This window comes from Vibrio sp. 10N.286.46.A8, from assembly GCF_041470165.1.
Taxonomy (GTDB): Bacteria; Pseudomonadota; Gammaproteobacteria; order Enterobacterales; family Vibrionaceae; genus Vibrio; species Vibrio tasmaniensis_A.
In genome coordinates this window covers 1-6,804 of sequence record NZ_JBFRLX010000205.1, presented here as the reverse complement: position 1 = coordinate 6,804, position 6,804 = coordinate 1, and the positions used below count along the sequence as shown (strand labels likewise).

The window sequence follows — 6,804 nt, the reverse complement described above, 5'->3', positions numbered from 1 at the left end:
TGCTAACATAGGGTTACAATTTATTTGTTGGTCGTTTTGTAAGGGAAAGTCGTTACAAATAAGCTGTGTGAATACTTATGCGTGGGATTTACAGTGAATAGAGTATCTACACAAATTTGATGGGTTTTAATTGATTTTGATGGTGCGTATTTTTCTACTTCCTAGGTGGAATTAGCACAAATAAGTACCTTTTAATCTATTTTTGGCGTGAATATTTTGCTGAAGTAAGCGTATAGAAAGGATTGGGATGTAAGGGGAGATAACCCCAAACACCCCAAATTTTGGCCTAAAATTTGAGTGACAAAATTTTGACTAGTTGTGACCGAACTGTTTTGCAGCGTAAGCAACACGCTCCGCAGGTTTTGGATATTCAGCAGGCGTGCCAAGGTTTTCGATATGATGCAGTCTAGGAAGTAGCCCCGCGCCGTTCGCGATTTGGATAGCTAAACCAGGGCGTGCATTAAGTTCTAGTACCATTGGGCCTTCTTCTTGGTCTAATACCATGTCAGTACCCATATAGCCTAAGCCTGTCATTTCCCATGCACTCGACGCTAGAGTTAGCAGCTTTTCCCAGTGAGGAACTTGTAATAACGCGAGTTCTTTACCTGTATCTGGATGGTGTGTAACTGGTTGGTCGAACTGAACAGCTCGAACCGCTTTACCTGTCGCAATGTCTATACCCACACCAACAGCACCTTGGTGTAAGTTAGCTTTACCATCTGAATCTGAAGTAGACAGACGCATCATCGCCATAACAGGGTAGCCTTTGAATACGATGATTCGTACGTCTGGCACACCCTCGTAGCTGAAGCCCTCAAAACACTCGTCAAACTTGATAAGGTTTTCAACCACGGCCACATCGTTCTTGCCACCCAGTGAGAAAAGGCCCGCGAGCGCGTTACTGATATGGCGCTCTACATCTTCTTCATTGATAGTAGAACCCGATGGTTTGGTGTAAACGCCATCTTTATGAGAGATCACAACAAGGATGCCTTTACCACCACTGCCTTGAGCGGGCTTGATTACAAAACCCGGCCACTCTTTAACCATCTTGTGGATTGTTTTTACTTCAGCTTGGTGGCTAATAACGCCAATAAGCTTTGGCACGGTGGCGCCAGCCTGTTCAGCAATGATTTTAGTCTTAAGCTTGTCATCAACGAGTGGGTACTTGGAACGATCATTGTAGCGGCCAATATAACTATGGTTACGCTTGTTCATTCCCATTATGCCTTTGTCTTTCAACTTAAACGGTGAAGTAAATTGATCAAACATAACTTAGTCCTCCGCTAGCGGTTTAAAGCGACGAAGCTCGGTTAGACGGTAGCCTGTGTAGTTACCTAGTAACAAGATGGTCGCTAGAATAACAAGCTGTAAACCAATAAAGTTAAACGTTAAGTGCTGAATGAACGGGTTAGTCATACCTAAGTAAACAAGCACAGCGGTAAATAGAGAGCCGCCACCTTGAAGTACAACTTCTTTCGCGCCTTCTTCTTCCCAAAGGATAGACATACGTTCGATAGTCCAAGACAAGATAATCATTGGGAAGAACGTAATTGATAGGCCTTCTGTAAGTCCGATTTTAAATGCGACTACAGTAAATATCGAAATAATCATAATTACTGTAATAATTACAGCGGATATTCTGGCCACGAGCAATAGGTTGAGTTTGGATAAGTAACTTCGAATTACAAGACCGGTACCTACAATCAGTAGGAAGCCAACAATACCGGTAACCAACTGTGTTTGAACGAATGCCACGGCAATCAGAACGGGCATGAACGTACCAGAAGTCTTAAGACCTATGATGACACGTAGGAACACAACAATCAGAGCACCGATAGGAATCAGCATGATGGTTTTAAACATCGCTTGCTCTTCTAGCGGCAGACTATGAATGGAAAGGTTCAACAGTTGATCCGCTGATACTTTACTGTTGGTTGCTTCAGTTGGAGTAACTTCCTGAGCAATCATAGAGAAGTGAACTTTACTGTTCTGACCGCCAACCACGTCTAATAGAGATACATTTGATTCATCCCAAATTAGCAGGTTTGGTTGAACTTGCTGCTCGCTAGATTCAGGAGAGAATAGAACCCACTGGTTATTATCCCAAATTTGGTTCATGTGTTGGATTGATTGGCGACGACGTCCGTCTTCCAGTTCAATAACACCGACGACTTTGTTGTGGATTTTAGCGGCAGAAAGTAGCTTGTGTGTCGCTTCCACTTTGGTCATGTTATTCAGAATCAGCGCTGAGTTTTGGCTGTCTGGATCGTTAAGCGTTTTGATTAACTCACGAGTAAAGGTGATGTTGTCTGCTGAGCGCTTGGTTGCTCTGTCAATCAAAGCAAGGGCCGCGGCTTCTTCAGGGCCATCAAAGCTTGGTTGAGCCACATCACCTTCTGGAGGTGTTGAGGTAACGTTCGCTTGGCTATCGACTAAGAACTGTGTCTTGTAGTAGATGGTCTGCGGACCATCGGCGTGACGAATTGACCACTCAGCACGGCGACCTGAATCTGTATTCAAGTATGAAATGCCGTAGCCTGGTGATGAAGCTGACTCGCCGATAAGTGTAAAGTTAGACTGTGTGTGAGGTGCGGCTAGTGAAACTTTTGCTTCTTTGCCCACTGCATTGAATTCGATACGAGCTTCAATGTCCCAAACCTGATTAGTTTCGCCTGGAGTCCAGGGTACACCGTAGGTTGTATGTCTGAACATACTCAAAGTTATACCTGCCACGATGAGCAGGAATATAGAAATATAAAATGGAATTCTTGACGTCATAGCTTACCCTACTATTGTTATTTAACTTCCGTTTGTACGTACTTTTTACTTACATCTACTAGCGCTATGTCTTTGATAAATTCGCGCCCTAATAATACAGGGTGACTCATTTGAGAGCGATCCGCCAATGTAAATTGCGCTTTTTCATGGATTTTTCCGACTTTTACCCATAATTCGATCACAGCTCGACGTTCTGTTTGATCATTCGTAGATTGACGGATTTTCACATAACGTACAACGGGCGCTTCGATCCATTTTTGGTCTTCTTTTGCTTGTGCTTTATCTGCCAAATGGAACTTAACCCAATCTTTACCGTTGCGTTCGAATTCTTTGATGTCGACGGCATTTAAAGAAGAGGTGGTTGCGCCAGTATCAACACGAGCATCGAAGCTTTGTTTGATAGAGTCGATCGATACTTTTTCAATACCGCCTAGAATAGTCGGCTGTGATGTAGGAGCGGTAGGTGCAGCTGCAACGGCAACAGGCTCGGCTTCTTTTAGCTCTTCAATGACCCTGTGTTCCATGCTGGTTAGGTGTACATCTAACTGGCTAGAAAGAGTGGTAATTTCGTCTTCCAAGCTTTCAATATAATCACTTTGATTACTTAGCTGCAGTTCAAGATTTTGAACCTTGTTTGCGATGTTTGTCTCTGAGCGGGAAATAGCGTCGAGAGTTTCTTGATGGTAGGTAGCACCGCTCGTGAGGGTGCAACCAGAGAGCAAACCAACCGCCACGATAGGCGATAATCGCTTAAACATATAAAAACCTTTGGAAATTAGAGAGTAGTTCAGACTATTTAGAAGTTTATCCCACAAAAAAGGATGCGTGAAGCATCCTATTGTAAGAGTCTGGTCATATTGAATCGCAATGTGAGCGCTACGAAAATTATTGTCACTTAAGGGCGCTCACTTCTTAAACGTGAGCACAACTTTTGTACAATTAGTTCTCTTTTTTATCAAAATTCCCACATATAAATAACGGTGGCTGTATGACGACAGAGCTTATGGTTTTGTGTAACAGAGCTTAAGGTTTTGTCGCTACTAGAATCGCACGCCTTGGTGCTGGGTGACCTTCTACGGTTTTACTTGGATCATTAGGGTCTAAGTAATCCGGTAGAGAGTTGTGTGTCATCCACTCCGTTGTGCGTTGTTCGCCAATCGTTGTAACATTTTCATCAACGATACGCACGTCTTCAAAGCCTACCTGTTCAAGCCAGCGTTTCAGTGCGCGTGCAGATGGGAAGAAGTAAACGTTTCTCATTTGCGCGTAGCGATCTACAGGCACAAGAACAGCGTTTTCGTCACCTTCAATCACTAACGTTTCAAGTACCAGTTCGCCACCAGATACCAATTGGTCTTTTAGTTGAATCAAATGATCAAGTGGTGAACGGCGGTGGTAAAGCACGCCCATGCTGAATACAGTGTCGTAAGCTTCCAGTTTTGGCAGTTGCTCAATACCTAGAGGTAATAGGTGAGCGCGTTGGTCGTCGCCCATCAATTTACGAATGGCTTCAAACTGAACCAAGAATAAGTGAGAAGGGTCGATACCCACCGTCAAGCGAGCACCTTCACCTAGCATGCGCCACATGTGGTAGCCGTTGCCACAACCTACATCGAGCACCGAACGGTTTTTCAATGGAGAGATATGTGGAAGCACACGATCCCATTTCCAGTCACTGCGCCATTCTGTATCGATATGAATGTCGTGAACTGTGTAAGGGCCTTTTCTCCAAGGGTGGAAAGTCTTCAGTAAGCTTTCTAACTTTTTAAGTTCACCCGTGTGGAACGGTGTAGAGCTGCCAATCGTCACTGAGTTTTTCAGATCAACTTGGTCAGGCACACCTTGCGGGATTTTATTCAGTGCACGTAACCAACGGTCGAAGTCGCCGTGTTCTGCATTTTGCCAATCCGTCAGCTGTTGAGGAAGAACATTAAGCCACGGCTGAAGGCGAGTGTCTTGGGCAATGAGTTGATAAAAATTGGCAAAATTAAACATAGTTTTTCACTGAGTTAATAGGGTCAATAAACCCTAAAATAGAAATTAAATTTGTCATTCCCTACAGTGAGGGACGAACATGATAGGGAGTCTCGGTTGATCGTACTTGATAGAGATCCCCAACTCGCTCGTTCCTCGCTCTTGAGGATGACGTTTTAGTACGAGCTGACTGGGTATGTGCGCTATTTAATCGCGAACATTGAACCGAAGTTGAAGCATTGGAACCACACTTCGCTACTTGAGAAGCCAATCTTTTCAAAACGTTGCTTGTGAACTGTAATCGAGTCAGGACGCATCACGTTTTCAATTGCGCTGCGTTTCTGGCTGACTTCAAGCTCGCTGTATCCGTTTGCACGCTTGAAATCATGGTGCAGGTCGATAAGCAGTTCATTTGAACTTTCGTCTTCGAATACGTACTTTTCAGAAAGGATTAAGATTCCGCCCGGGCGTAAGCCTGCATGAATTTTTTCAAGCAGAGAGTATCGGTCGTCAGGAGACAGAAATTGCAGTGTAAAGTTAAGCACCACAACAGAGGCGTCTTTGATTTCCACTTCACGGATGTCGGCTTCAATCACTTCTACCGGTGTGTCACTGCGGTAGGCGTTTACATGCAGCTTACAGCGTTCAACCATGGCTTCTGAATTATCGATAGCGAAAATCGTGCAGCCTTCTTGCTGAATGTGACGACGCATAGAAAGTGTCGCAGCACCAAGCGAGCAGCCAAGGTCGTAAATATTTGAATGTGGCTTTACAAAGCGTTCAGCCAGCATGCCGATTGCAGAGATGATATTGCTATAGCCAGGCACCGAGCGTTGAATCATATCCGGAAATACTTCAGCAACCCTTGCATCAAAGGTGAAGTCTCCAATTTTATCAATAGGAGCGGAAAAGATATTGTCTGTGTTGCTCATGGCATTTTCTCTCGACAGTCAGCGTAATTGGCACAAAATTCATACCAAATAAAAGGGGACATATTTTACGTAAAAAAAGCGCGGCTGTCACGAAAACTGAGATTGATGAAAGTGAACGCTTGTTAGTAGTTGTTTACTATCAAAACATCGAGATTTGATGGTCGCCTTTTTGAGCAGGAAACTCCGCCAAATTAGGCAAGGTTATCTTTGTGTGTTCAGCAACTTGCGTCTGTAATTGCTTATAGATAGCAATCGCCAACTCAGGGGCGTGATTATTGTCTGGGGTGTGGATCATTAAATAAGGTTGTTTTCCTTCGTTTAACCAAGTCGGTAATTTCGCGAACCAAGGTTTAAAGAAAGCCAGATTGGGTTCCTTATCTGGATGACCAATAAAGCGAACCATCGGATTGTTTGCCGTCGCAATGGCATGAACCGGAACACGTGGTTTCTTTTGATGCGCGTCGATCACCGCCTCTGTGGTTGGTGGTGCGGAGAAAACAGGACGGCTATCCATAATGATGCGATTGATCCCTTCTTCTATCAACCAATGATTGAAACGTTTTTCGGCATCGCCTTTATCAAAGAAACCAAGGTGACGAACTTCAACGCCGAGCTGCATGTCTTTTGGAAACAAGGTACAAAATTTTTGCAGGGCAGGAAGCATGCTGGGTTCGAAGCTATGGGGCAATTGAATCGTCCACTGACCAATGCGCCTATGTAGGGGCGACATGGTGAGCAGAAATTCCTTGAGTTCGGCTTGGCAATGTTTTAAGTGCTGCTGGTGGGTGATGAACTTAGGCAGCTTAAAAGTAAACTTGAAATCATCGTGACTCGCGGCTTTCCAGTTATTGACCGTTGAGACACTGGGTGTCGCATAGAAAGTCGTGTTGCCTTCAACGGTATGAAAAACTTGGGAGTATTTTTCTAAGCGCTCAGCGGGTTTTGTTCCTTTACCATAGAACTGACTTTGCCACTCAGAGTGAGACCACATTGTTAACCCAAGTCTTAGAGGTAAAGTTTCTGTTGTTATTACACGAGCATCCATCTATTACACCGTTATTTATCACGCCATCAGTCATTACAAAAAGTTTTTGGGTTGAAATTAGGGCGTGTTGAT

The 6,804-nt window shown here is 44.1% G+C and carries 6 protein-coding genes; all 6 read right to left on the bottom strand.

The genetic code is table 11. The features are described from left to right. Nucleotides 1-312: 312 nt before the first annotated feature. Nucleotides 313-1,272, bottom strand: a complete 960-nt coding sequence (locus tag AB4232_RS18725) for an alpha-L-glutamate ligase-like protein (RefSeq protein ID WP_012603623.1) — start codon at nt 1,270-1,272, stop codon at nt 313-315. Nucleotides 1,273-1,275: 3 nt separating this feature from the next. Next, nucleotides 1,276-2,781, bottom strand: coding sequence for an inactive transglutaminase family protein (locus AB4232_RS18720; RefSeq protein ID WP_009846363.1), 1,506 nt, complete (start codon nt 2,779-2,781; stop codon nt 1,276-1,278). A 17-nt stretch (nt 2,782-2,798) separates the two neighbouring features. After that, the gene (locus AB4232_RS18715; protein ID WP_009846364.1) at nt 2,799-3,539 is read right to left on the bottom strand and encodes an ATP-dependent zinc protease; all 741 of its coding nucleotides are present in this window, start codon (nt 3,537-3,539) and stop codon (nt 2,799-2,801) included. 265 nt (nt 3,540-3,804) lie between these two features. Further along, nucleotides 3,805-4,776 carry a tRNA 5-methoxyuridine(34)/uridine 5-oxyacetic acid(34) synthase CmoB gene (gene cmoB, locus AB4232_RS18710; RefSeq protein ID WP_009846365.1) on the bottom strand — a complete coding sequence of 324 codons (972 nt, stop codon included), beginning with the start codon at nt 4,774-4,776 and terminating at the stop codon, nt 3,805-3,807. Nucleotides 4,777-4,958: 182 nt separating this feature from the next. After that, entirely contained in the window at nt 4,959-5,687 is a 729-nt protein-coding gene (cmoA, locus tag AB4232_RS18705) for a carboxy-S-adenosyl-L-methionine synthase CmoA (RefSeq protein ID WP_122046862.1), read from the bottom strand. A gap of 139 nt (nt 5,688-5,826) precedes the next feature. Then, entirely contained in the window at nt 5,827-6,732 is a 906-nt protein-coding gene (locus AB4232_RS18700) for a DUF72 domain-containing protein (protein ID WP_372087727.1), read from the bottom strand. Between the last annotated feature and the right edge of the window lie 72 nt (nt 6,733-6,804).